Consider the following 22,928-nt stretch of genomic DNA (forward strand, 5'->3'; position numbering starts at 1 on the left):
GGTATGTCCACACCAGTCATCGCGAAGGCCTACCGGACGCCACAGGGCAAAGAGGGCGGCGTCTTCGCCGACGTGCGGAGCGAGGACCTCTCCATCGCGCTCATCAACGAGATTCTCGCCGAGACCGGTCTCGGGGACGAGGACGTCGACGACCTCATGTGGGGCTGTGCTCAGCAGCGCCGCGAGCAGGACAACAACATGGCGCGCGTCATCGCGCTGCTGTCGGACCTCGGGGAGTCGGTGCCGGCGACGACCATCAACCGCTGGTGTGCCTCCTCGATGCAGGCCGTCATCAGCGCGAGCGACGCCATCGCCGCGGGCAACCGCGACTGCATCATCGCCGGCGGGGTCGAGAACATGTCCATCGTCTCGATGCAGGACGACTCCTACTCCTACCTCCACCCGCGTCTCGCCGACGAGTACAACGTCGGCCAGCTCCAGATGGGGATGACCGCCGAGGAGGTCGCAGAGCGCTACGACGTCTCCCGGGAAGCACAGGACGAGTACGCCCTGCGCAGCCAGCAGCGCGCCGCCGCCGCCACGGACGAGGGTCGCTTCGCCGACCAGATCGTCCCCGTCGACAACGGCGAGGGGCTGGTGGAGGAGGACGAAGGCATCCGCCGTGACACCTCGATGGAGGCGCTCTCCGGGCTCCCGACCGTGTTCAAAGGAGACGGCACCGTCACGCCCGGCAACGCCTCCCAGATTTCGGACGGCGCCGCGGCCCTGCTCGTCACGAGCCGCGAGTTCGCCGAGGAGCACGACCTCGACGTGATGGCCGAGGTCGGCACGAACAACGTCGCCGGCGTCGACCCCACCGTGATGGGCATCGGCCCGGTGCCCGCGACGCGCGGCCTGCTCGAACGCGCCGGCCGCGACATCGACGACTACGACCTCGTCGAGCTGAACGAGGCGTTCGCCTCGCAGGCGCTGTACTCCCAGCGCGAACTCGGCATCGACGACGAGAAGTTCAACGTCAACGGCGGCGCCATCGCCATCGGCCACCCGCTGGGTGCGAGCGGCGCACGCCTGCCGGTCACGCTCGTCCACGAGATGATAGAGCGCGACGCCGAGCGCGGCCTCGCGACGCTCTGTGTCGGCTTCGGGCAGGGCGCGGCCATCGAGTTCTCGCGGTAGGCCGCCCTCGCACGTCGGCTTCGTCGAACGGCCACGTCGTATTTGTCTCGTCCGGACCACGTTCTGCGTGAGAACCGATGACTGACGAGCCAACGACCACCACGAGCGGTGCGACCGGTGACGTGGACAGCTCCCGGCGCGACCTCCTCCGGGCGAGCGCGGGGGCCGTCGCCGCCGGCGGCCTCTTCGGCGGCGCCGGAGCCGGCCTCGCGGGCGCACAGGAGAACGACAGCGGAGGCAACGAGTCGGGCGACCAGGCCGGCGACGAGGGGACGGACACGGTCCTCGCTCAGGGGGCCATCCCCGAGACGACGACGACGTTCGGGCGGGACACCTACGAGGGACTGTTCCTGCAGGTGGAGTCGCCGACGGACACCTCGGACGAACCGAACGCCTCCGGGTGTGGCTTCGTCGACGGCGACCAGCCGGTCGCGACGTTCCTCGTCCACCTCATCACGCGTATCGACGGCGCGAGCCGTTCGAACCAGGCAATCCTCTACGCGAACGCCGACACCACGGAGATAACGTCCGGTCGGCTGTTCGTCGTCAACAGCACGCAGAGCTGCGGCTCGGGCAACAGCCTCGTACAGCTCGAGCTCGAGTCCATCGGTGCGAGCCGAATCGACGGCGTCGTCGACGACCAGAACGAGCCCGGCGAGGACGAGACGAACAACCCCATCCCCGGCTTCGGCCCGGTGACGGCTGTCGGTGGCCTCGCCGCGGCCGGGGCGGCGGCGCTCGGGATGCGAGGGCAGGACGGGGACGACTGAGGCCGACCACGCCCCGCCGGAGGGCGTCTACTCCTCCTCGCTACCCGGCAGGGACGCGAGGTAGCTCAGCAGCTTCGTCACCGCCCAGATGATGAGGACGAACGGGAGCAGCGGGACGAGCAGTATCAGGAGGATAGCCACGTACGCCAGCCCGACGGCGTGCATCTCCGTATCCGGCCGGCTCCGGTAGCCGGGGGTCACGGTACGATACGCCCTCGTCAGGAGGCCGGGGTCCTGCGATTCCGAGGAGTCGGTGCTCATGTGAGCGACTACGGCCGGGTGGGAAATAAAGTCATCAGGCCGACAGGGCCGCCGTCGGTCCGTGTGTCCCGTCACCACCCCGACACGCCTTTCGCCTCGCCGGACGAGGGTTCGGTATGGCGACGCACTCGGACGCCGGGTCCCTCCGGGGCGGAGCAGAACGCCCCGACGCCCCGTACGCGCTCGTCGCCGGCCTGTACGTCGCCGCGCTCCTCGCGCCGACCGCCGTGGGCGCGGTATCGACCGTCGTCGCCGGGGGCGCGGCCCGCTACGTCGCGCTCCTCCTCGCGGCGACGTGCGTCACGACCGGAGCGGGTTGGTACGTCTCGCGCGTCCCCGGACTCGCAGTCGCCCTCGGCCGGCGGGACGCGACCTGGCTGCTCGCGGTCGTTCCCCTCCCCTGGCAGGTCGGGGCGTTCGTCGCGCTGGCCGCGGCCGGCGTCGACGTGCCGACGGCTGTCGCGCTCCTCGGGCTCTTCGCCGGAGCGGCGGCGTCGCTGCTCGGCGTCGCGCTGGTCGCGATGAGCCGAACTCGGCACGCGGACGCCGTCCTGGACGGCGTCGACGACCTCGCCCGGTGGGAGGCGCGCTGGCCGCCACGCTGGCGACGCGTCGGGAAGGTGACTGCAGTAGTGGGCGGGTTGGCAGCGATTCTCGGTCTGGCGGCACGGTTCGTACTCGGCTGGGAGTGGGCTGGCTCGCTCTACGTCTTCCTGCTCCTGTCGACGCCGTTCGCGGGGATGACGAACGCGCGGACGTTCCGCGCGACGGGAGCCGGGCTCGCCGTCGAGCAGCCGCTCCAGCGAACGCTCCGGCCGTGGTCGGCGTTCGAGAGCTACACGCTCACGGACGAGGCGCTCGTCGTTCGGACGGCCGAACCGTGGCGACCCGCCCACCGCTGTGACCGGACGGACGTCGAAGACGTGGACGCCGTGGGCACCGCGCTCGGGTGCCACCTCCCGCGACGCGACTGAGACGAGTGGAAGACGGACACAGAGCTGAGACCGAGCAGGGAGTGAAGGGCGAGTAGAGAGTCGGGAACGAGCAGAGAGTCGAGGACGAACGGAGGGACGGAGACGAACGGGACGACGACCGCGTGGCGCTCGGCAGTCCGACGCTTCGCGGGCGACGTTACTCCAGGTGGACCGCCGGGCGGAACGGAACGGCCTGCTTGGCCCGGTCGGCCGGGTCGTGGGCGTCCTCGCCCTCGACGTACACCTCGACTTCGGCGTCGAACTCGCGGCCGAGGAACGGGGCGGCGTCCTCGTAGATGGCCGCCTCGTCGGCCTCGCGCATCGCCTCGACGGTCTCCTCGTCGAGTCCGCGCAGGTCCTCGACCAGCTCCCCGACGAGGTCGTTCACGTCGTTGCCGCGCTCGCGCAGGTCGGGGTTCTGCATGACTTCGCCCATCACCTGTCCGACGTTGGCGCCGGGGCCGGCGTCGGCCACGGTATCGAACACCTCGCGCTTCCAGTCGGCGGCGACGTACACTCGTAGGGTCTCGGGGTCGGTGTCGGTCACGTCGACGATGTCGCGCACGTCCTCGGTGAGGCGCTCGACGCCGCGCTCCGCGACCTCGACGGCGACCGACTCGTAGGACTCGTCCGGTTCGGGCCACGGCGCATCCTCGGCGGGCGTCCCGGTCAGCGTCTCGTGGAGTTCGTTCGTCATGAACGGGACGAACGGAGCGAGCAGACGCAGGCGCGTCTCCAGGACGTACCGGAGCGTCCACTGCGCCGCCGGACGGTCGAGGTCGGCGCGCCGGCGGTACCAGCGTAGTTCCTCCTCGAAGCCGTAGAAGGCGGCTTGGCTCGCGGTGCGCGTCTCGGCGCGGTCGAGCGCGTCGGTCGCCTCGCGGACGGTCCCCTGGAGCTTCGACAGGAGCCAGCGGTCGACCTGCTGTAGCTTCTCGGGTGGGTCGCCGGCGTCGCTGTCGCCGTCGCCGTCCAGTACCGACTCCTGCTCGTCGGCGGCGTCGACGACCTCGCTCGCCCGGTTCCAGAACCGGTCCAGCTGGTCGCGGACGCTGCCGACTTGGTCGGCGCGCCAGTCGAAGTCCTGCCACGGCTCGGCGGAGTTGAGCAGGAAGAACCGGGCGGTGTCGGCGCCGTAGCGGTCGATGGCCTCGCCCGGCAGGACGACGTGCCCCTTCGAGGAGGACATCTTCTCGCCCTCCAGCAGGCCCATCCCCATGATGACGATGCCCTGGGGCCACTGTGCCTCGTCGAACAGTTCGGCGTGGTGGAACTGATAGAACGTCAGGTGGTTCGTGATGAGGTCGTTCGCGGAGAACCGGTAGTCCACCGGGTACCAGTGGTCCCACTCCGCGCGCAGGTCGAGCGCGCGCTCGTCGGGGTCGGAGACGGCGTCGGCGCCGTAGAACAGCGCGTCGAAGAACTCGCGGTCTAAGTCCTCGACCGGAATCTCCTGCAGGCGGTGGGCGACCGTGTAGTACGCCATGTAGATGGTCGAGTCCGACAGCGGCTCGATGACGAAGTCCCGGTCCCACGGGAGGCGCGTGCCCAGCCCGTAGTTGCGGATGCAGGGCCACTCGTTCAGCCAGTCGACGGTGTGGTGGTACTCGTCGCGCGTGCTCTCGGGGATGGCGTCCAGCCCGTCGACCAGCTCGTGGGTCGCCGCCTTCCAGTCGTCGGCCTTGTAGTCGAGGAACCAGGTGTCCTGTTCGGCGACGACCACGTCCCCGCCACAGCGGCAGACGACCTCCTCGCTGAACTCCTGCATGGCGTCGAAGGCGCCCGTGTCCATATTGGCCGCCTTGAACTCGTCGCGAGCGTCCTTCACCAGTTCGCCCGCGAACTCGCCGTACACGTCGGCGAGATGGCCGGCGTGGAACTCCTTGTTGTACAGGTCCTTCGTGGCCTCCGCGAGCGCCGGGTCCGAGGAGGACTCGATGCCGCGGGACTCGACGGCGTGTCGGGCCGGAACCTCCCCCCAGTTCTCGTCGTCGTCCTCGATGGAGAGGATGGGGATGGGTTCGATTTCGGCGACTTCGGCCGGGTCGATTCCGTACTCTTCCAGCCGCTCGGTGTCCGCCTTCGCCTCCCGCAGTGCGACGTAGTCGTCGGGCGAGTGCGCCGGGACGGACATCACGACCCCCGTCGCGTTGTCGGCGTCGACGAAGCCGGCCGGCAGGACGAGCACGTCGTCGCCCGTGACGGGGTTCTCGACGCGCTGGCCGACCAGGTCGGTGCCCTCGTGCTCGGAGAGGACCTCCACGTCGTGGGCCTGCAGACGCAGCTTCTCGGCGGCCTGCGCGGAAACGAACCACCGCTCTCCGTCGACGTCGGCGACGACGTAGTCGGCTTCGGGGTCGATGTACGCGTTCGTCACGCCGTAGACGGTCTCGGGGCGCAGGGTCGCCATCGGGACGGTGACGGCTTCACCCTCCGACTCCCACCCGAATCGCACGAGCGTGTACTCTTGGAACTCCGCATCCTCACCCTCCAGCAGGTCGTGCGTGGTTACGGGTTGTTCCTCGTCGGTGCAGTACTTCACTGGGTGGAGGCCCTTCTCCAGGCGGCCTCGCTCCTTGAGCGTCTCGTACTGCCACGTGATGAACTTCGAGTAGCGCTCGTCGTTCGTGGTGAACTCGCGGCGCCAGTCGACGGAGAGGCCCAGCGAGTTCATCCCGCGCTTGTAGTGTTCCTCGATGAAGTAGCGGGCGAACCCCATCGGCGTCTCCAGGTCGGCGAGGGTGTCCTCGGGGACGTTGTAGGTGTCTTTCAGCACCGACAGCTGCTTCTCTTCGCCCTTCTTGAGGCGCTCGACGGCGCCGATGATGGGCGTGCCGGTGACGTGCCAGCCGATGGGAAAGAGGACGTTGTCGCCCTGTTGGCGGCGGTAGCGAGCGTACACGTCCGGTACGGTGTAGGTGCGGGCGTGGCCGATGTGCATCCCACCGCTCGGGTACGGGTACGGGACGGTGACGAAGGTGGCGTCCTCGTCGGCGTCACCCGGGTCGGCCTCGTACCGGCCCGACTCGGCCCAGCGCTCCCGCCAGCGCTCTTCTAGCTCCTGCGGGTCGTAGTCGTCCATGTCACCTGCGAGACGGGCCTGGGTAAAGAACCGTGTGCTTACGCCTCGGCGGCTGTCCGATGGCGTGGGTTTAGATGGGAGAACGGTCGTTTGTGAGTGTGTGTTACGGCATTGAATCGACCGGGGACTGTCGGTACATTACGAACCGAGAGTAGCCCAGCAAAGCCCTCGCGCCCTCGACTCGTCTCACTCGCTGTCGTTCGAAAGGCCGGCCCTGCCGGCCTTTCGTGATGACGAGAGACGCGCAGCGTCTCTCGAACCACGCGCCTCACCCTCGCTCCACTCGGGTTGCGGTGCTTGCGTCGTGAGACTCCCCGACGGCGCTCGCCCTTTGCAAGTCCGCCAGGGCCGCAACAGCACAGCACCTCACACCTCCCCAGCCTCCGAACGGCCGACACGGAGGTCGGCCGCGGTCCCTCGCACGGGTGCGACGGCCGACGGAGCGGCCGTCGGCGCGCGCCGGCCGCCATTCTATGGGCGGCCGAGACGTGCGAGGGATGAGCGACCGGAGGGAGCGAATCGGCCGGGGAGGGTGTGGTGCGGGGTGGTGGGTGGGGCCCCTTTCGAAACTCATCACTGCACCTACTGTCGAAACCGAAACTCCTCAATCGAGATTCACCACGACACCAACTCCCAATGCCGAAACACCCCAAAGACACCCGAAAGCGAAAACAGCGACATCAAACCCTTACTCAGCCAATCCGAGCAGGTCGAACGGGTAGCCGTTGTCGTTCTCGTCCGCGTGCTCGTAGACGACGTGCGCGGCCGCCACGTCCTGAATCGCCAGGCCGGTCGAGTCGAACACCGAGATGCCGTCCTCCGAAGTGCGCCCCGCCTTCTCGCCGACGACGATCTCGCCGATCTGCCCGTAGATGTCGTCGTCGTCGAGGACGCCCTCGTGCCACGGGACGTTGATTTCGCCCGAGTGAGTCGTCTGGTCGTAGTCGTCGATGACGAGCTTCGCATCCAAGAGCACCTCGTCGGCGAGTTCGTGCTTCCCCTCGGCGTCGGCGCCCATGGCGTTGACGTGGGTGTGCTCGCCGAGGTCCTCGCGGGAGACGATGGGGTCTTCGACGGGCGTCACCGTCGAGAGCACGTCACACGAGGCGGCCTCCGCGATGGAGCCGGCGCGCACGTCGAACTGGTCGCCGAAGCGGTCGACGAACGCGGCGACGCGCTCCTCGTCGAGGTCCGACACCACGACCGTCTCGATGGGCCGGACCTCCGAGATGGCCTCCAACTGGGTGTAGGACTGAACGCCGGCGCCGACGATGCCGAGCGAGGTGGCGTTCTCGACCGCGAGGTGGTCGGTGGCGACCGCCGCGGCGGCACCGGTGCGCTTCATCGTGAGTTCGGTGCCGTCGAGGACGGCGAGCGGGTAGGCCGTCTCGGGGTCGGAGTATATCATCGTCCCCATCACCGTGGGGAGGTCGAACTTGTCGTTGTTGTCGGGGTGGACGTTCACCCACTTGATGCCGGCGGCGTCCCAGTCCTCCGCTTCGAGATAGGCCGGCATCGACCGGAAGTCCCCGTTGTACTGGGGCAGGTCGATGTAGGACTTCGGCGGCATCTGGGCGTCCCCGCGCTGGTAGGCGGCGAAGGCGTCCTCGATGGCTCCCACCAGTTCGCCCATTGGGGCGTTCTCGTGGACGTCGTCGCCGTTGAGCAGCAGCGTCTGCATGCTCGCGAATATTGCCGGCCGGTATTTAGTTCATGCCGAAGCGTCCCCGACGCGCTTGGCGTCGGGGCCGGGCCCCGGTGGGCTACCCGCCGGCCGCCGAGCAGTCCGGACAGACCCCCGTCGCCTCGGTCCCCCACGGACCGGAGACTCCCATCTCGTCCACCTCGGTCCACCCCGCCGACGAGGCCGCCGCCTTCGTCTCCGTCCGAGCGGCGTCCCCGCAGTCGTCGCAGTAGAGGTCTATCACGCCGAGCGAGACGGGCGGACCGCCCAAAAGTGTGTCTATTGGTGACAGTCAGCAGTATCGGTGTCGGGCGGGCCCGTGGAGGTCAGCCGAGGAGGACAATGGAACCCCCCTGTCCCGAAATCCTCCGTTGGGGCAGACGTGTCAACAGTTATCGTGCCAGTAAGTATGGTCCTCCCAGCGGACCCGACGGTCGGTGACCCCACCGCATGCGTGACACCCCAGCAACCGAAACCGACGACGACGACACCGACCGCTCCCGAATCGACAGCGCCCGACGGAACGTCCTCCGAGCCCTCGGTGCCGGCACGGCCGTCGCCGCCACCAGCGGCGTCGCGAGCGCGGGCGTCGGGGGCGGCGGCCGACTGTTCTCCGCGGACGACGACACCGCCGACGCCGAAATCGACCCGCAGTTCGGCTTCGCGGCCGCCTCGGGCGACGTCGAACCGCCCGTCGAGCCCGACCACGAGATTCGGGTGCTCATCCAGCCGCGCGAAGGCGCCCCGATTCCCGAGTTCTTCTTCGACCCGGTCGGCCTGTTCGTCGAACCCGGCGACACGGTGAAGTGGAACTTCGTCACCGGCCACCACTCCGTCACAGCGTACCACCCCGGGTTCGGCTACCAGCAGCGCGTCCCGGACGGCGTCCCGCCGTACTCCTCACCCCTGATGCCACAGGGCGGCTACTGGCTCTACACCTTCCAGCAGGAGGGCGTGTACGACTACCACTGTGCGCCCCACGAGATATTCGGCCACGTCGGCCGCATCGTCTGCGGGTCGGCGAAGGGGTTCCAGCCGATTCCGGACCTGTGTGCGGCCCCGCCGAGCGAGGGCGGCGAGGGCGAAGGTGGAGCGGACGGCGAGGGTGGCGACGGTGAGAACGGCGAGAACGGCGAGGGCGGTGGCGGCGAACCCGAACTCCGCCTCCCCGCGTTCACCGGCTACACCGTCCTCCGCGACGACTCGCTGACACCGGAGTGTATCGTCGAGAAGGGCGCCCAGCCGTGGACGAAAATCGACCCCGAGAACAAGCGGCTGTTCCTCCGCGTCGAGGGGTTCCCGCCCTGCGGCGAGGAGTAGGCCGGCCGCGACCCGGACGCAGTTTTTTGGCCCGCTCGACGGCGACGGGGCGTTCGTCCGTTCCTCGTGCCGAATGCCGCGGCTACGCGGTCGAAAAAGTGACAGAGTTCGGTCGAAGAGCGGTGCGGCGGTCGGTCGAAACGGGATGTGAGTGTGTCCTATTCGGACTTCACGTCTCGCGGGCTTCGCCCGCTCGACATTCGAGGTTCGTTCCGAACCTCGCTTACATCGCGCCGCCCATACCGCCCATGCCGCCCATGCCACCCATGCCGCCGCCGGGGGCGCCGCCCTCGTCGTCGTCGCCGGCGGTGCTCAGGTCGCCCGCGGCGATGATGTCGTCGATTTTGAGGACGAGGTTCGCGGCCTCGGTGGCGCTGGAGAGCGCCTGCTCCTTCGAGTGGGCCGGCTCGACGACGCCCGCGTCGAACGTGTCGACGACGTCGCCGCTGAAGACGTTCAGACCGGCACGGGAGTCGCCGTCCTCGTGGGCCGCACGGAGGTCGACGAGCGTGTCGATGGAGTCGAGCCCGGCGTTCTCGGCGAGGACGCGCGGGACGAGTTCGAGCGCGTCGGCGAACGCCTCGACCGCGAGCTGCTCGCGACCGGAGACGGAGTCGGCGTAGTCCCGGAGTCGGGAGGCGAGTTCGACCTCGATGGCACCGCCGCCGGCGACGACGCGACCGTCGGAGACGGTGGTCGCGACGACGTCCAGGGCGTCCTGGACACCGCGCTCGAGCTCGTCGACGACGTGGTCGGTCGAACCACGGAGGAGCATCGTGACGCCGTGGGCGTCCTCACCCTCGACGTAGAACAGCTCGTCCTCGTCGTCGCGGCTCACGGAGCCGAAGCCGAGGTCCGAGTCCGTGACGCTGTCGAGGTCCGTGACGATGGAGCCGCCGACGACGTTCTTGAGGAACTTCATGTCGGACTTCTTCACGCGGCGCACCGCGAGGATGCCCTTCTTCGCGAGGTAGTGCTGGGCCATGTCGTCGATGCCCTTCTGACAGAAGACGACGTCGGCACCCGACTCCTCGATCTGCTCGACCTTCTTCTTCAGCTGGGCCTCCTCCTGGTCGAGGAACTGCTGGAGCTGGTCCGGGCTGTCGATGCTAACCTGCGTGTCGACGCTGGACTCCTCGATTTCGACGGCCTCGTTCAGCAGGAGAACCTTCCCGTCCTCGACGCTCGAGGGCATGTCGTCGTGGACCGGGTCCTTGTCGACGACGGCGCCGGTGAGCAGTTCGGACTCGCCGGCGGAGCGGCCGGTCTGGGTCTCGATTTTGACGTTCTCGAGGTCGACGACGTGGGAGCCGTCCTCGGCCTCGACGGTGACCTGCTGGACCGCGCGGACGATGAGGTCGGCGAGAACCTCCTTGTTGAGGTCCGCGCTCTTGCCCGTCATGGAGGTCTCGGCGACCTTTCTGATGAGCTCCTCGTCGTCGGGGTCGACGCGCTCCGCGATGTTGTCGACCTCCTCGCGAGCCTTCTCGCTGGCGAGGTTGTACCCCTTGATGACCGCCGTCGGGTGGATGTCCTGCTCGAGCAGGTCCTCGGCGTTCTTCAAGAGCTCGCCGGCGATGGCGACGGCCGTCGTGGTGCCGTCACCGGCCTCGTCCTCCTGGGTCTCGGCGACCTCGATGATCATCTCGGCCGTCGGGTTGTCGATGTCCATCTCTTTCAGGATGGTGACCCCGTCGTTGGTGATGGTCACGTCACCCATCGAGTCGACAAGCATCTTGTCCATCCCCTTCGGGCCGAGTGTCGAGCGTACCGCCTCGGCGACCGCACGGGCGGCGCGAATGTTGTACTCCTGCGCGTCACGGTCCTTGACGCGCTGGGAATCGTCTCCGAGAATGATCATCGGCTGACCCTGCTGCATTCGCTGGCTCATAGACACCTCGGGATTGATTGTGATTCTATAAAAGCCATTCGCTTCCGTACTCGGCGTGCGAACTGATGTCATTCACCTCGTCCGGGGAAAACCACCCGACTGCGAGCGCTTTCTCGGACGCGAGTTCGGAAGGTCCGTCCGAGACCGTCGACCCCGAACCGGCCCTCAGAGGAACTCTTTATACGTGTCGCGTCGGTTCACTCGACCGACTCTTTCCACTGGAGCGTGAGCGTCCCGACCGCGAAGGCATCGTCGGAGTCGGTGTCGCGGGCGATTTTGACGGTGTTCGTCCCTTCTCGAAGGGACGCCCCGGTGACGGTGTCGACCCAGTACTGCCAGCCCTCGTTCGGCGGCACGTCGAACCCGGAGAGCGACTCGCCGTTGACGAGAATCTCGTGGCCGTACTCGCCGACGTCGAACGCTTGGATGCCGACGAGCGGCTCCTGCGGGTCGGCGACGGGCACCTCGAACTCGAAGGCGTCGGTCTCGTCGCCGGCGTCGGTCGCCCAGTCGAGGTCGAGTTGGCCGTCGGCCGGCGCGAGCTGGGCTCCGACGTACACCGTCACGTAGTTCGCACGGGAGTGCACGCTCCGTGGTACTCGGTTGGGATTGAAAAACACGGCGACACCGGCGGAGACGGTCGGAACGACCGTCCGCCCCGGTCGTCGGTTCGTCGTTCGGTCGTCCGTCAGTCGGTTCTCAGTCGTCGCCCTCGACCGGCTCCACGAGGAGCTCACCCTCCACGTCCTCGTAGAGGTCGGGTTCGTCGTCTTCGGCACCCATCGTGTCGACCTCCCGTTCGGCCAGGTGGTGCTCGAGCTGCGCTTCCTTGTTGAGCCCCTTCCGTTCGCGGCCGTTTTTCGTGTCAGGCATTACCAGTCGTGGTAACGGTGGCCACACTTATGAACGTTTGGCAGCGTCGCTGACAGTGCGCGCGCTCGTCGGCACTTCGCGGCCCAATGTGTGGTGTGTGAGCACACACCGTATACGTTCTGCCGACCAACGTACGGACGGGGACGTCCACGACGGGCGTCGTCAGGGAGGACCGAGATGGACAGAAGTGGGGTGGTCAGACGCGGACGGAACCGAGGTGATACGGACGGGACCAGCCCGAGGACGGGTCGGCACAGTGTCGCTCGACGGACGGCTCTCGTGGTCGCCGTCGCGGTGGTCGTCCTCAGCGCGGGCGGCACCGCCCAGACCGATACGCGACCGGCGTGGGCAGACGAGGTGTACGCCGACCTCGTCGTCGCGGCGTCGGCGTACAACGCCGCGCCGCCGGACCCGACACTCGCCGGACTCGTGTTCGCGGACGAGCGCGTGAACCTCCACGTCCACGGCGACGGGGACGAACTCGCAGCGTACTCGTTCCGTACCGACGCCGACCTGCGGGTCGTCGAGCTCGACCGCGGGGAGCGAGCCGACGCGACGACCCTCGTGACGACGGGCCGGGAGACCGTCGCGACTGTCGCGGACGCGCCCTCACCGCCGAGTGCGCTCGTCGGCGCCGTCGAAGCCGGCGACGTTCGAATCCGCGGAATCGGTCCTCTCGCCGGCGTGAAGTGGGCGCTCGTCGGACTCGGAGTCGCGCTCATAGACCTCGGAGCCGTCGGCGTCGGCCTCGCCGTCGCGGGCGTCGTCGGCGGACTCCTCGTTCTCTACCTGTTCACCCAGGCCGTCGCAGTGCCCTCGCTCGCCAGCGTCGGCAACGCGCTGGCGTGGCTCTGGAGTCGGGTGGAGTGGGGGCTCAAACAACTCGCGGAGAAACTCGGGATGGTCGGCGCGGCGAAGTGGCTCCTGGGGAAACTCGGACTGCTCGGGTCGACCGACGACGAGGAGGACGAGTCGGAGCGTCGTCAGTCCAGACCGACGGTCCGGGAGCAGGGCGACTCCCGACTCCCACGGCGGCGCCGGCGGACCGGTCGCCGCGGGTCGTGAGCGGTGCGACGAGACGCACCGCTCGTCGGTCGGCCGCGACTGTTCAGTCGTGTGGTTGGCGAGCAATACCAGAACGCACTTCGGGCAGTCGCTCCCAGTGGCGAGTATGGAACGAAGTCCGCTCGAGCTGCTCGGTCTGCTCGCCATCTGTTACGCGGTTGTGTACGTGTCGGTTCACTACCGCCTCTTCGGAGAACGCCCGTCGGGAACGCCTCGCTGGCCCACCGACGCGTGGCGGATGATGGGGCCCTCCGACTCGTCCTGAGGGCGAGGGACACCGTCCCTGTGACGAGCCACTTCGCTCGTCACGTCGTCCGGTCTCGGTCTACCGAACGTCGTTCCGCTCACCGGCACGACGCGACGCGATGAAACGCGTCGCTCGTCGTGTAAGGTCGACAGAAACGCCGGGACAGGGATTTGAACCCTGGATCCCAGAGGGAACACGCTTTCCAGGCGTGCGCTTTACCACTCAGCCATCCCGGCTCGGGTCGAAAGTACCGCGGTCGGACGTTTAAGTTCTTCCTTTCCGCACGAGACGATGTTCGGTAGCGTACGCCACACCGGCGACGACGACGCCGAGGACGGCCGCGACGCCGAGACGCGCGAGAAAACCGAGCGGGAGCGGCCCGACGACGAGGACGTACCCCTGTGCCAGCGCGAGGAACGCCAGCGCGCCGACCGCCCCCCAGAGCAGTCCCGACTTCGTGCGCGGCCGCGTCATGTTACTCGTCGCTGACGCCCGACTCCGACGGCTGTGCATCGCCGTCTCTGACGCTCGCGATGGCTTCGATTTCGACGCCGACGCCCTTCGGGAGCGCCCCGACCTCGACCGCCGAGCGGGCGGGCGGCTCCTCGCCGAAGTACCCCTCGTAGGTCTCGTTCATCTCGTCGAAGTCGGCGATGTCGTCCATGAAGACGGACATCTTCAGCACGTCGTCGGCACTCGCGCCGGCCTCCTCGAGGATGGCCATCACGTTGTCCAGCGACTGTGCAGTCTGTGTGGCGATATCCTCGCCGTCGAGCAGGTCGCCGTCGGGCGTCAGCGGAATCTGGCCCGCCGTGAAGAGGATGTCGCCGTCGGTCGTCGCCTGGCTGTACGCGCCCACCGCCGCAGGGGCGTCGTCCGTGCTGATGACGCGCTTCATGTCGACGGCGTCGACCGGCGGTGGCTTATAGTCGTGGGACCTGCGCCGAACCGATGTCGGGCCGACGACGTTGTGAGGGGCCGGACCGACGTGGCGGCATGGACTGTCGCCGTGTCGTCACCCTCGCGTCCTTCGGGGTCGCTTTGGTCTGCTTCGTCCTCGCCCGCGCCGGTCGACGCGCCGCCGACGTTCCGCTCAGCCCGCTCATCGCCGGCCGGTACGTGGGCGCCGACTGGGTCGAGCGTGCGGGTGTCGGCACCGACGAACGCCCCGTCGGCGAGATGGACGACTTCACTCGACTCGCCCGCCCCGACTTCGACCCCGGCCGCGTCGACGACGAGGTCCGGCGGTTCTACGAGCGCACGAGCGAGTACGACCTGCAGTATCGGGTCCGATGGGAGCGCGGCTTTCGTCTCGGCGCCGCGCTGGCGACGCGACTCACGAGTCGTATCGAGCAGTTGAACCTGCCGGCCCCCGGTGAACACGGGGAGACGGGCCTGCCGGAGTCGGAGACGGGGGGTAGGTGGCGCCGGCTCCGAAGCCGGTTCGTCGGGGTCGACCCCGCCGCCGACCCGCGCGAGGAGGCGCGGGTCTGGACCCGAACCGACCCCGACACCGACGAGGCGGTGTTCGTCGCCGTCTACGGCGCCCACGACCGCGACGGGGAGCGGTTCGTCAACATCGCCGTCCCGCTGCCGGGGACGAACCTAAGTACGGTCCTCCGGGTCGAGCACGACGACCGACCGGGTGGCGTCCGGCTGACGACGAGCGGTAACGGCAGGGACGACGACCCCGGCCTCTACCTCCTCACGCCCGCGGGAGCGGTTTCACTGCCGATGGAACAACGGTTCCGGGTGTGGCCGACGGGGAAGGGAGTGACCGAGTCACTTCGTGCGACCCACGAGATGTGGCTCCTCGGCCGGCGCTTCCTCGCCGTCGAGTACCGTATCGACCGGCGGGCGGAGTGAGCTCGACCGGCCCCGAGACCCTCAGCGCGGCGCGAACGTCCCCGTCAGTTCGGTCTCGGCGACGACGTGGTCGGCCATCGCCGCCTGCAGTTCGGCCTTCGTCGACCCCCGGTCCAAGGCGAGTTCGGTGTCGAGCGCGTACAGCCGGAACCGGTAGGTGTGCTCGCGGTCCGGGGGCTTCGGCCCCCCGTAGGCCGCGGCGCCGTAGCTGTTCTGTCCGACGACCGCGCCGTCCGGCGTCTCGCCCGCTTCGATGTCGCCGGTCGCGGGGTCGACGTTCCAGACGACCCAGTGGTCCCACACCTTTCCGGCGGACTCCCTCGCGTCCGGGTCGTCCACGACGAGCGCCAGCGAGGTGGCGTCCGCCGGGACCTCCTCGACCGCGAGCGGCGGGTTCACGTTCTCGAAGTCGTAGCCGTACCGGTCGGGGATGGGCTCGCCGTCCGCGAACGCTGGGCTGGTGAGTCGCATGGAGGAGATACGTCGTCCGAGGACGGGTCCGTTTTGGTCGGCGAGGCGACAGTCGTCTCGACGGCCGTCGTCGGAACCGCCCCGCCGCGACCGCCTAGACCAGCACCTCGACCTCGTACCCCTGCTCGCGAATCGCGCCGAGTAGCTCCTCGACGTGGTCCTCGCCCCTGGTTTCGAGGTCGAGTTCGACCTCGGTGGCGTTCATGCCGATTTCGCGGGAGGTACGGTCGTGACGGATAGCGTAGATGTTCGCCTGCTGGGTGGCGATGACGTGCAGCAGGTCTTCGAGGGCGCCCGGGCGGTCCTTGAGGACGGTCTTGAGTTTCACGTAGCGGCCGGTCTCGACCAGCCCGCGCATGATGACCGTCGTCAGCGTGTTCATGTCGATGTTGCCGCCACAGAGGGCCGGGACGACCGTCTCGTTCGCCTTGTAGGTGAACGTGTCCGCGAGCAGGGCGGCGAGGGCGACGGCGCCCGCCCCTTCGACGACGGTCTTCGTCCGTTCGAGCAGGAACATCAGCGCGACGGCGATCTGCTCGTCGGAGACGGTGACGACCTCGTCGACGCGCTCGTTGATGACCTCGAAAGGTTTCTCGCCGATACCCCGGACGGCAATGCCGTCGGCGATGGTGTCGACGCTGTCGAGCGTCTGGATGGACCCCTTCTTCAGCGAGTCGGCGACGCTGGAGGCGCCCTCCGCCTGCACGCCGATGACCCGTACGTCGTCCAGCTGCTCCTTGACGGCGGTGGAGATGCCCGAGATGAGCCCGCCGCCGCCGATGGGGACGACGACGGTGTCGAGGTCGGGACACTCCTCGACGATTTCGAGGCCGATGGTCCCCTGCCCAGCCATGACGAACTCGTCGTCGAAGGCGTGGACGTAGGTGCGACCCTCCTCGGCCTCCAGCTCGTGGGCCTTCGCCTGCGACTCGTCGTAGTCGGCGCCGTGGAGGACAACCTCGCCGCCGTAGCGCTTCGTCGCCTTCACCTTCGAGATGGGGGCGTGCTCGGGCATGACGATCTTCGAGTCGACGCCCGCCCGCGTGGCCGCGAGCGCGACGCCCTGTGCGTGGTTGCCGGCGCTGGCGGTGACGACGCCCGCGGCCTGCTCCTCGTCGGAGAGCGTCGCGATTCGGCTCATCGCGCCGCGAATCTTGAACGACCCCGTTCGCTGTTGGTTCTCCAGCTTCAGGTGAACGTCCGCGCCGGACATCTCCGAGAAGGTGTGTGAGTACTCGAGCGGTGTCCGACGCGCGACCTCCTCCACCCGGTCGCGGGCCGCAAGAACGTCCTCTAACGAAAGCATGGTCGGACCTTCCCCGCGCCGGTTGTTAATCGTTTATCCACGGGGTCGACTCGGCGGACGTCGGCGGACTGCCGGGTGGGAGCCGAACGCCGTCGCTCCGGAGTGCGAAGGGGGAAAGGGGGAAACGCACGTCGCGTGTGACGCGCATTCCTCGATAGGGCGGCATCGTATATAAATATCTGGCACGCGCGGTGAAAGTGAAATCGCACGACTGCGCCGACTTCGAATCGGCGTCTGACGTCCGTCCGCCAGCCGTCTCGCGCTTCAATCTACCGGCCGGATGGAGACCGCGGCGTCGGCCAGGTGATGCTCGACTCGGTCCCGGAGCGACCCCTCGCCGGGCCAGTCGACGGCTTCCTCGACGCCGAGTCGGGCCGGGTCACCGACGTACACCGCGACGCCCTCCCCGGCGGCCCCGGCCGGCGGTCCCGGCGGGTCGGCCCACGGGACGGTGACTCGGACGTAGAGCCCGGCGTCGACGCCCTCGTAGCGGTCGAGCGCGTCCACGTCGTCGGTGCGGAGGACCCGGCCCGCCACCTCGCCGCCGGGTGCGAGCGTGGGGTACCGTCCCTCGACCGGGTGGAGCCCGGAGACGACCGCGCCGCCGACGAAGGCGTAGGAGTCGACGACGCGGGCGACCTGTTCCGGGTCCGTGAGCGTACCGTAGACGAACGTGTCCATACCCCACACCAGAGCCGGCGGGCACTTTCCCCTTCCGGCGCGGTCGGATGTCGGCAGTCCCGTTCGCTTTCCGGCACGTTGAGGTGCCGGCCGACCTGGCGTACTCACACGTATGTCCCTCCTCCCCGCGCGCCTCCGTGCCGTCTGGCGGCGGGTGCTCTCGCTCGCCTGGCCGGTGATGGCCGAGCAGACCTTCCGCACCCTGATGCGGACGACCGACGTCATCGTCACCGCGACGTTCTCGCCGGCGGCCGTCGTCGCCATCGGCCTCGCCGACCTCTACGCCCGCTTCCCCCTGCGCATCGGGCTCGGCCTCGGCGCCGGCGCCATCGCCCTCTCCAGTCAGGACACCGGTCGCGGCGCCGACGCCACCCGCGACGAGGCAATCAGCGTCGCAGTCCTCCTCGGCGCTCTGCTGGGGGTGCCGTTCGCCCTCGGCGGCTGGCTCCTCGGCGACGACCTCATCGCCCTGCTAGGTGCCGGCTCCCGCGCCGTCGAACTCGGCGGGCTCTACCTCGCGGTCGTCTTCGCGACCGCACCGGCTCGCCACGTCGTCCTCGTCGCCGCCCGCTCCCTGCAGGGGACCGGCGACACTCGGACGCCGATGTACGTCAACGTCCTCGCGAACATGCTGAACGTGACCTTCACCGTCGGTCTCGGACTGGGCTACTTCGGCCTCCCGCGACTCGGCGTCTTTGGGGTCGGTCTCGCAACCGCCGGCGCGAACGTCCTCACCGCCCTCCTGCTCGTCGGCGCCATCGCCTCCAGCCGGACGCAGGCCGGGTTCGTCCGACCACGGGACCCGGTCATCGCCCGTCAACTCGTCGTCGTGAGTCTCCCCCGCATCGGCGAGGGGTTCGCCGCGACGCTCGCGGAGTTCCCGTTCAACGCCCTCCTGCTCGGCTTCGGGACGGCGGTCAACGCCGGCTTCCAGATCGGGCGGCGGATGTACCAGCAGGTGACCGGCCCCCTGTCCCGGGGGTACAGCGTCGCCGCCAGCGTCGTCGTCGGACAGTCACTCGGGGACGGGGACCCCGGGAGCGCCCGGTACCAGGGGTGGGCCGTCGCCGCACTCGGCGTACTCACCGTCGGCAGCGTCGGCTTCGCGCTCGCGTTCGGCGCCGAGTGGTTCGTCCGCCTGTTCACCGACGACGCCGCGACCGTCGAGTACGCCGTCGCGTTCGCCCGTACCTACGGCGTCGCGGCGCCCGCGCTCGTGACGTTCGTCGCGCTGTCGGGTGCCCTCTCCGGCGCGAGCGAGACGCGGGTTCCCTTCGTCGCACGGGTGACCGGTCTCGCCGGCTTCCTGCTCGGAGCGTCGTACCTGCTCGGGGTCGTGCTGGGGTACGGCCCGCTCGGCGCCTACGTCGGCATCGCCGGCTCGTACGTCTGGATGGCGCTCGTCGTCGGCTGGCGCTTTCGGGCCGGGAACTGGGCGCGGCGGGCCGCCGACATGATGGCCGAACGGGGGCGGGCGGCGGAGGCGTGAACGCGGGGGCGGGAGCCGGGTCGAAACGCGGGACGCGAGACGAAACTACTCCTCGGTCCGCTCGGGTTCGGTCTCCCCGTCCGCGACGGGCACGTCGTCCTCGCTCGGCGCCGCCTCGCGGGCCTCCGGGAGCAGCGGCTCGGGGTCGGCCTGCGTGAACACGACCTGCTCGTCGTCGGAGAGCGGGCGGACGACCACGCGCATCTCGCCGGCCTCGCGGGCGCGGCGGGCCATCGCGGTCGCGTCGCCCGTCGCGTAGTAGAGCGGGAGGAGCACCGCCCGGTCGGCGTCGGGCGCCAGCATGGCGAGTACGAGGAAGACGACGCCGCCCGAGTCGGCGCGGAACACCTCGAACTCGTCGAACGTCGCCGACTCGATGGCCTCGGAGACGGCCTCGAACTCGTCGCCCGGAAGGAGCGCGTCGAGGCCGAACGTGTCCTCAGGGAGGTCGACGGCCTCGCCGCCTGCGGCGTCCTCGCCGGGGGCGGTCGGAGGCTGGTCGCGCGTCCCCGGAATCGGCGTCACGTCGCCGGGGTGGAGTTCGAGCGTCTCCCAGCCGTCCTCGCGGTACTCGGCCGCGGTGGCTTCCATGTCGTCGACGACCCGCTCCCACACGTCGAGCACGCCCGAGAGAGGGTGGGCGGTGTCTTCGGGGTTCATCGTTCTCGTCCGTGGTGTGGGTTCTCGGGGCGGGAAAAGCGTTCGTGTCTGTGGTTCTCCGGTGGGTCCGGTGGCGTTTCTGAAGACTTGTCAGCCGAATTGATGGACGAGACGACCCGCGAAAGGGGCCGCGCGGTCGCCGAAGCACGGCGATGCAAGCACTGGAGCGAGTGACCGAAGAGAGCGAGTGAAGGGCGCAGCAAGTCGCGCGAGGCGAGCGTGCGGGGGCTTTCGGGAGTCCCCTCGGAAGCTAGACCGTCGGCAACCGAACCCGACTCACCGAATCAAAACCACTCACGAAATCCGAGTAAATCACCCGACGCCGAGAGGAACAGGTGAAAAGCTATTTGCGCCACCGTCTACCACGATAGGCGTAATGACCGGCGATCCGCTGCTCTCGATTTCGGACCTCCGGACCCAGTTCGCCACCGACCGCGGCCGCGTGAAGGCCGTCGACGGGGTCGACCTCACCGTCCGCGAGGGCGAGACGGTCGGCCTCGTCGGCGAGTCGGGGTCCGGCAAGTCCGTCACCGCCCTCTCCGCGATGGGCCTCGTCGACGACCCCGGCGAAATCGTCTCCGGCGAGGTGAAACTCCGCTCGCCCGAACTCGCCGAGGAGTTCCGCTCCCGGCGCAAGAACCCGGGCTTCGTCGACGGCGACGTGGTCGACCTCACCGCCGCGCCCGAGGAGTCACTGCGCGCCGTCCGCGGCGGCGAGATGTCCATGGTGTTCCAGGACCCGATGACCTCGCTCAACCCGGCGCTGACGGTCGGCGAGCAGGTCGGCGAGTCCCTGCGCCTCCACCAGTACGGCGGGCGCAAGAAGGATAACTGGCTCAACGCCGTCCGCGAGATTCTCCCGAAGATGGGGAACGACCTCGACGAGCAGGTCGTCGAGCGCGCCGTCGAGGTGCTCTCGGAGGTGGGTATCCCCGAACCGACCACCCGCGTCGACGAGTACCCCCACGAGTTCTCCGGCGGGATGCGCCAGCGCGTGCTCATCGCCATCGCGCTCGCCTGCCGGCCCGGCCTCCTCGTCGCCGACGAACCCACCACGGCGCTCGACGTGACCATCCAGGCCCAGATTCTCGACCTCATCAACGACCTGCAGGACGAGCTGGGGATGTCCGTGCTGATGATCACCCACGACCTCGGCGTCGTCGCCGAGACCTGCGACCGCGTCGCCGTCATGTACGCCGGCGAAATCGTCGAAGAGGGGCCGGTCGAGGAGATATTCGGCAACCCCTCGCACCCCTACACCTACACCCTGCTCGAATCCATCCCGACCGAGGAGAAAGAGCGCCTGACGCCCATCGAGGGGAACGTCCCCGACCTCATCGACATGCCCGACGGGTGTAACTTCGCGCCGCGCTGCCCGTGGGCCAAGCCGGAGTGCACGGAGGGGGATATCCCCTACCTCCAGCACGGTCCCGAAGGGGTGGACCACCGTTCGAAGTGCGTCCTCGACGACTTCGACACGAACGAGTACGGCGAGGACGACGCGCTCGCCGCGGCCGACCACGACGTGGGCGAACCACTCCTCGAGACCGAGGGGCTGAAGAAGCACTTCTCGCGGGCGGACGGCCTGCTCGACGAGTGGCTCGGCCTCGACGGGGCGAGCGTCAAGGCCGTCGACGGGGTCGACCTCACCGTCTACGACGGTGAAACGTTGGGGCTGGTCGGCGAGTCCGGCTGTGGCAAGTCGACGACCGGTCGCACCCTCCTGCGCCTCCTCGAACCGACGGAGGGGCGCGTAGTGTTCGCCGGCGACGACCTCACCGACCTCGGGAAGGACGACCTGCGCAAGAAGCGCCGCGACATGCAGATGATCTTCCAGGACCCGATGTCGAGTCTGGACCCCCGGATGACCGTCGGGCAGATCGTCACGGAGCCGCTGAAGATTCACGACCTGCCCGCCGAGGGGTCGGGAGACCGGTCCGCCCGCGAACAGCGTCGCGAGCGCGTCACCGAACTCTTGGAGGCTGTCGGCCTCGACCCGAACCAGCGCGCGCGCTACCCTCACGAACTCTCCGGGGGCCAGCGCCAGCGCGTCGGCATCGCCCGCGCGCTCGCGGTCGACCCCGACTTCATCGTCGCCGACGAGCCCGTCTCCGCGCTCGACGTGTCGGTGCAGGCCCAGATTCTCAACCTCATGGAGGACCTCCAGGAGGAGTTCGGGCTCACGTACCTCTTCATCGCCCACGACCTCTCCGTCGTCCGGCACATCTGTGACCGCATCGCCGTGATGTACCTCGGCGAGGTCGTCGAAGTCGCCGACACCGACGAACTGTTCGCCGACCCGAAACACCCCTACACGCAGGCCCTCCTGTCGGCCATCCCCGAACCGGACCCGACCGCCGACACCGACGACCGGGTCATCCTCGAAGGGGACGTGCCCTCACCCATCAACCCCCCTTCGGGCTGTCACTTCCGGACGCGCTGTCCGCAGGTCATCCCGCCGACGGACGTCGACATCGACCAGGAGGCGTACCGCGAGGTGATGAACCTCCGCCAGCGCGTCGAGAGCCGCAACATCGACGTCGAGGCCGTCCGTGCGGAGGCCGCCGCCGGCCCCGAGTCGGGGGCGAACACGAAGGCGGCGACAGACGGTGGAGCGCCCGAGGACCGGCGCGGAACTGAAGACGGTGGAGCGCCCGAGGACCGGCGCGGAACTGAAGACGGTGGAGCGCCCGAGGACCGGCGCGAAGCGACTGACGGCGGGGCGGCCGATAGCGCCGCCGACACCGGCGTCTCCTCGGCGACGACCGACACCTCCGGACCGACGAACGCCGACGACGACACCGTCGCGACGCTCCGCGAGCGGTACTTCGAACACGACCTGCGCGGCGAGAACCGTCGGGTCGTCGACGCGGCGCTGGCGGCGCTGGTCGAGGGCGACTGGGAGACGGCCGAATCGACGCTCCGGGAGCGCTTCGAGAGCGTCTGTGAGCGTGAGGACCCCGAACTCGGCGACGAGGCCCACCCCGCCGCCTGCCACCTCTACGACGCGAACTGAGCGGGGGGCGGGCGAGTGCTCGCGCCCCCGACGTCGACGGCGGGTGCGCTCGGCTTCGGTTCGCCGCCGATTGCGGGCGGTCGTGTTTTCTCGACCGCGAGTAAACTGCGGGACGGCGTCCACCTGTAGGGTAAA

The 22,928-nt window shown here is 68.9% G+C and carries 22 protein-coding genes and 1 tRNA gene; 9 read left to right on the forward strand and 14 right to left on the reverse strand.

The genetic code is table 11. The features are described from left to right. Positions 1-3: 3 nt before the first annotated feature. Both N5095_RS17270 and N5095_RS17275 read left to right on the forward strand, forming a co-directional pair. Positions 4-1,137 carry a thiolase family protein gene (locus N5095_RS17270; RefSeq protein WP_267624378.1) on the forward strand — a complete coding sequence of 378 codons (1,134 nt, stop codon included), beginning with the start codon at positions 4-6 and terminating at the stop codon, positions 1,135-1,137. 77 nt (positions 1,138-1,214) lie between these two features. Then, positions 1,215-1,907, forward strand: a complete 693-nt coding sequence (locus tag N5095_RS17275; RefSeq protein WP_267624379.1) for a hypothetical protein — start codon at positions 1,215-1,217, stop codon at positions 1,905-1,907. A gap of 27 nt (positions 1,908-1,934) precedes the next feature. Here the strand turns inward: N5095_RS17275 and N5095_RS17280 are convergent, their stop codons facing one another. Beyond that, complete coding sequence (locus N5095_RS17280) at positions 1,935-2,168, reverse strand: DUF7535 family protein (RefSeq protein WP_267624380.1); 234 nt, start codon at positions 2,166-2,168, stop codon at positions 1,935-1,937. Positions 2,169-2,284: 116 nt separating this feature from the next. Between N5095_RS17280 and N5095_RS17285 the strand changes: the two genes are divergently transcribed. Next, complete coding sequence (locus N5095_RS17285) at positions 2,285-3,142, forward strand: hypothetical protein (protein ID WP_267624381.1); 858 nt, start codon at positions 2,285-2,287, stop codon at positions 3,140-3,142. A 157-nt stretch (positions 3,143-3,299) separates the two neighbouring features. Here N5095_RS17285 and leuS read toward each other — a convergent pair whose 3' ends face one another. The 3 genes from leuS to N5095_RS17300 all read right to left on the reverse strand — a co-directional run bounded on the left by leuS (position 3,300) and on the right by N5095_RS17300 (position 8,152). After that, positions 3,300-6,224, reverse strand: a complete 2,925-nt coding sequence (gene leuS / locus N5095_RS17290) for a leucine--tRNA ligase (protein WP_267624382.1) — start codon at positions 6,222-6,224, stop codon at positions 3,300-3,302. A 688-nt stretch (positions 6,225-6,912) separates the two neighbouring features. Next, positions 6,913-7,905, reverse strand: coding sequence for an ornithine cyclodeaminase family protein (locus tag N5095_RS17295; RefSeq protein ID WP_267624383.1), 993 nt, complete (start codon positions 7,903-7,905; stop codon positions 6,913-6,915). 82 nt (positions 7,906-7,987) lie between these two features. Beyond that, entirely contained in the window at positions 7,988-8,152 is a 165-nt protein-coding gene (locus tag N5095_RS17300; protein WP_267624384.1) for a hypothetical protein, read from the reverse strand. A 206-nt stretch (positions 8,153-8,358) separates the two neighbouring features. Here N5095_RS17300 and N5095_RS17305 point away from each other — a divergent pair, with 206 nt between their 5' ends. Then, on the forward strand, positions 8,359-9,228 hold the full coding sequence (locus N5095_RS17305) for a plastocyanin/azurin family copper-binding protein (protein ID WP_267624385.1): 870 nt from the start codon (positions 8,359-8,361) through the stop codon (positions 9,226-9,228). Positions 9,229-9,451: 223 nt separating this feature from the next. Here the strand turns inward: N5095_RS17305 and thsB are convergent, their stop codons facing one another. The 3 genes from thsB to N5095_RS17320 form a co-directional block, all read right to left on the reverse strand. Continuing rightward, positions 9,452-11,089, reverse strand: a complete 1,638-nt coding sequence (gene thsB / locus N5095_RS17310) for a thermosome subunit beta (protein ID WP_267624503.1) — start codon at positions 11,087-11,089, stop codon at positions 9,452-9,454. A 227-nt stretch (positions 11,090-11,316) separates the two neighbouring features. Further along, the gene (locus N5095_RS17315) at positions 11,317-11,706 is read right to left on the reverse strand and encodes a DUF7383 domain-containing protein (protein ID WP_267624386.1); all 390 of its coding nucleotides are present in this window, start codon (positions 11,704-11,706) and stop codon (positions 11,317-11,319) included. 112 nt (positions 11,707-11,818) lie between these two features. Beyond that, complete coding sequence (locus tag N5095_RS17320) at positions 11,819-11,992, reverse strand: hypothetical protein (protein WP_267624387.1); 174 nt, start codon at positions 11,990-11,992, stop codon at positions 11,819-11,821. Positions 11,993-12,271: 279 nt separating this feature from the next. Here N5095_RS17320 and N5095_RS17325 point away from each other — a divergent pair, with 279 nt between their 5' ends. Both N5095_RS17325 and N5095_RS17330 read left to right on the forward strand, forming a co-directional pair. Next, entirely contained in the window at positions 12,272-13,057 is a 786-nt protein-coding gene (locus N5095_RS17325; RefSeq protein ID WP_267624388.1) for a hypothetical protein, read from the forward strand. 106 nt (positions 13,058-13,163) lie between these two features. Further along, on the forward strand, positions 13,164-13,322 hold the full coding sequence (locus N5095_RS17330) for a hypothetical protein (RefSeq protein WP_267624389.1): 159 nt from the start codon (positions 13,164-13,166) through the stop codon (positions 13,320-13,322). Between the two features lie 137 nt (positions 13,323-13,459). On the opposite strand, the gene N5095_RS17335 is transcribed toward N5095_RS17330, so the two are convergent. From N5095_RS17335 to N5095_RS17345, 3 genes are all read right to left on the reverse strand, one after another. Further along, positions 13,460-13,540 (reverse strand) — tRNA-Ser (locus tag N5095_RS17335). 28 nt (positions 13,541-13,568) lie between these two features. Further along, positions 13,569-13,778: a DUF7981 family protein gene (locus N5095_RS17340; protein ID WP_267624390.1), complete on the reverse strand. Its 210-nt coding sequence runs from the start codon at positions 13,776-13,778 to the stop codon at positions 13,569-13,571. Position 13,779: 1 nt separating this feature from the next. Continuing rightward, positions 13,780-14,202: a Rid family detoxifying hydrolase gene (locus N5095_RS17345; protein ID WP_267624391.1), complete on the reverse strand. Its 423-nt coding sequence runs from the start codon at positions 14,200-14,202 to the stop codon at positions 13,780-13,782. A 98-nt stretch (positions 14,203-14,300) separates the two neighbouring features. On the opposite strand from N5095_RS17345, the gene N5095_RS17350 reads away from it, so the two are divergent. Then, entirely contained in the window at positions 14,301-15,170 is an 870-nt protein-coding gene (locus tag N5095_RS17350) for a hypothetical protein (protein ID WP_267624392.1), read from the forward strand. A 21-nt stretch (positions 15,171-15,191) separates the two neighbouring features. On the opposite strand, the gene N5095_RS17355 is transcribed toward N5095_RS17350, so the two are convergent. From N5095_RS17355 to N5095_RS17365, 3 genes are all read right to left on the reverse strand, one after another. Continuing rightward, a complete protein-coding gene (locus tag N5095_RS17355) occupies positions 15,192-15,641 on the reverse strand; it encodes a YbhB/YbcL family Raf kinase inhibitor-like protein (RefSeq protein WP_267624393.1) in 450 nt (149 codons plus the stop codon). 94 nt (positions 15,642-15,735) lie between these two features. After that, positions 15,736-16,947, reverse strand: coding sequence for a threonine ammonia-lyase (ilvA, locus tag N5095_RS17360; protein ID WP_267624394.1), 1,212 nt, complete (start codon positions 16,945-16,947; stop codon positions 15,736-15,738). Positions 16,948-17,211: 264 nt separating this feature from the next. Beyond that, the gene (locus N5095_RS17365; RefSeq protein ID WP_267624395.1) at positions 17,212-17,628 is read right to left on the reverse strand and encodes a gamma-glutamylcyclotransferase family protein; all 417 of its coding nucleotides are present in this window, start codon (positions 17,626-17,628) and stop codon (positions 17,212-17,214) included. A 112-nt stretch (positions 17,629-17,740) separates the two neighbouring features. Between N5095_RS17365 and N5095_RS17370 the strand changes: the two genes are divergently transcribed. Beyond that, positions 17,741-19,117: an MATE family efflux transporter gene (locus N5095_RS17370; protein ID WP_267624396.1), complete on the forward strand. Its 1,377-nt coding sequence runs from the start codon at positions 17,741-17,743 to the stop codon at positions 19,115-19,117. A gap of 45 nt (positions 19,118-19,162) precedes the next feature. Here the strand turns inward: N5095_RS17370 and N5095_RS17375 are convergent, their stop codons facing one another. Further along, the gene (locus N5095_RS17375) at positions 19,163-19,777 is read right to left on the reverse strand and encodes a DUF7529 family protein (RefSeq protein ID WP_267624397.1); all 615 of its coding nucleotides are present in this window, start codon (positions 19,775-19,777) and stop codon (positions 19,163-19,165) included. A 376-nt stretch (positions 19,778-20,153) separates the two neighbouring features. Here N5095_RS17375 and N5095_RS17380 point away from each other — a divergent pair, with 376 nt between their 5' ends. Further along, positions 20,154-22,793 (forward strand): ABC transporter ATP-binding protein, encoded by a 2,640-nt coding sequence (locus N5095_RS17380; protein ID WP_267624398.1) that lies wholly within the window; start codon positions 20,154-20,156, stop codon positions 22,791-22,793. The last annotated feature ends 135 nt before the right edge of the window (positions 22,794-22,928 follow it).

Source organism: Halobium salinum (assembly GCF_026586625.1).
Taxonomy (GTDB): domain Archaea; phylum Halobacteriota; class Halobacteria; order Halobacteriales; family Haloferacaceae; genus Halobium; species Halobium salinum.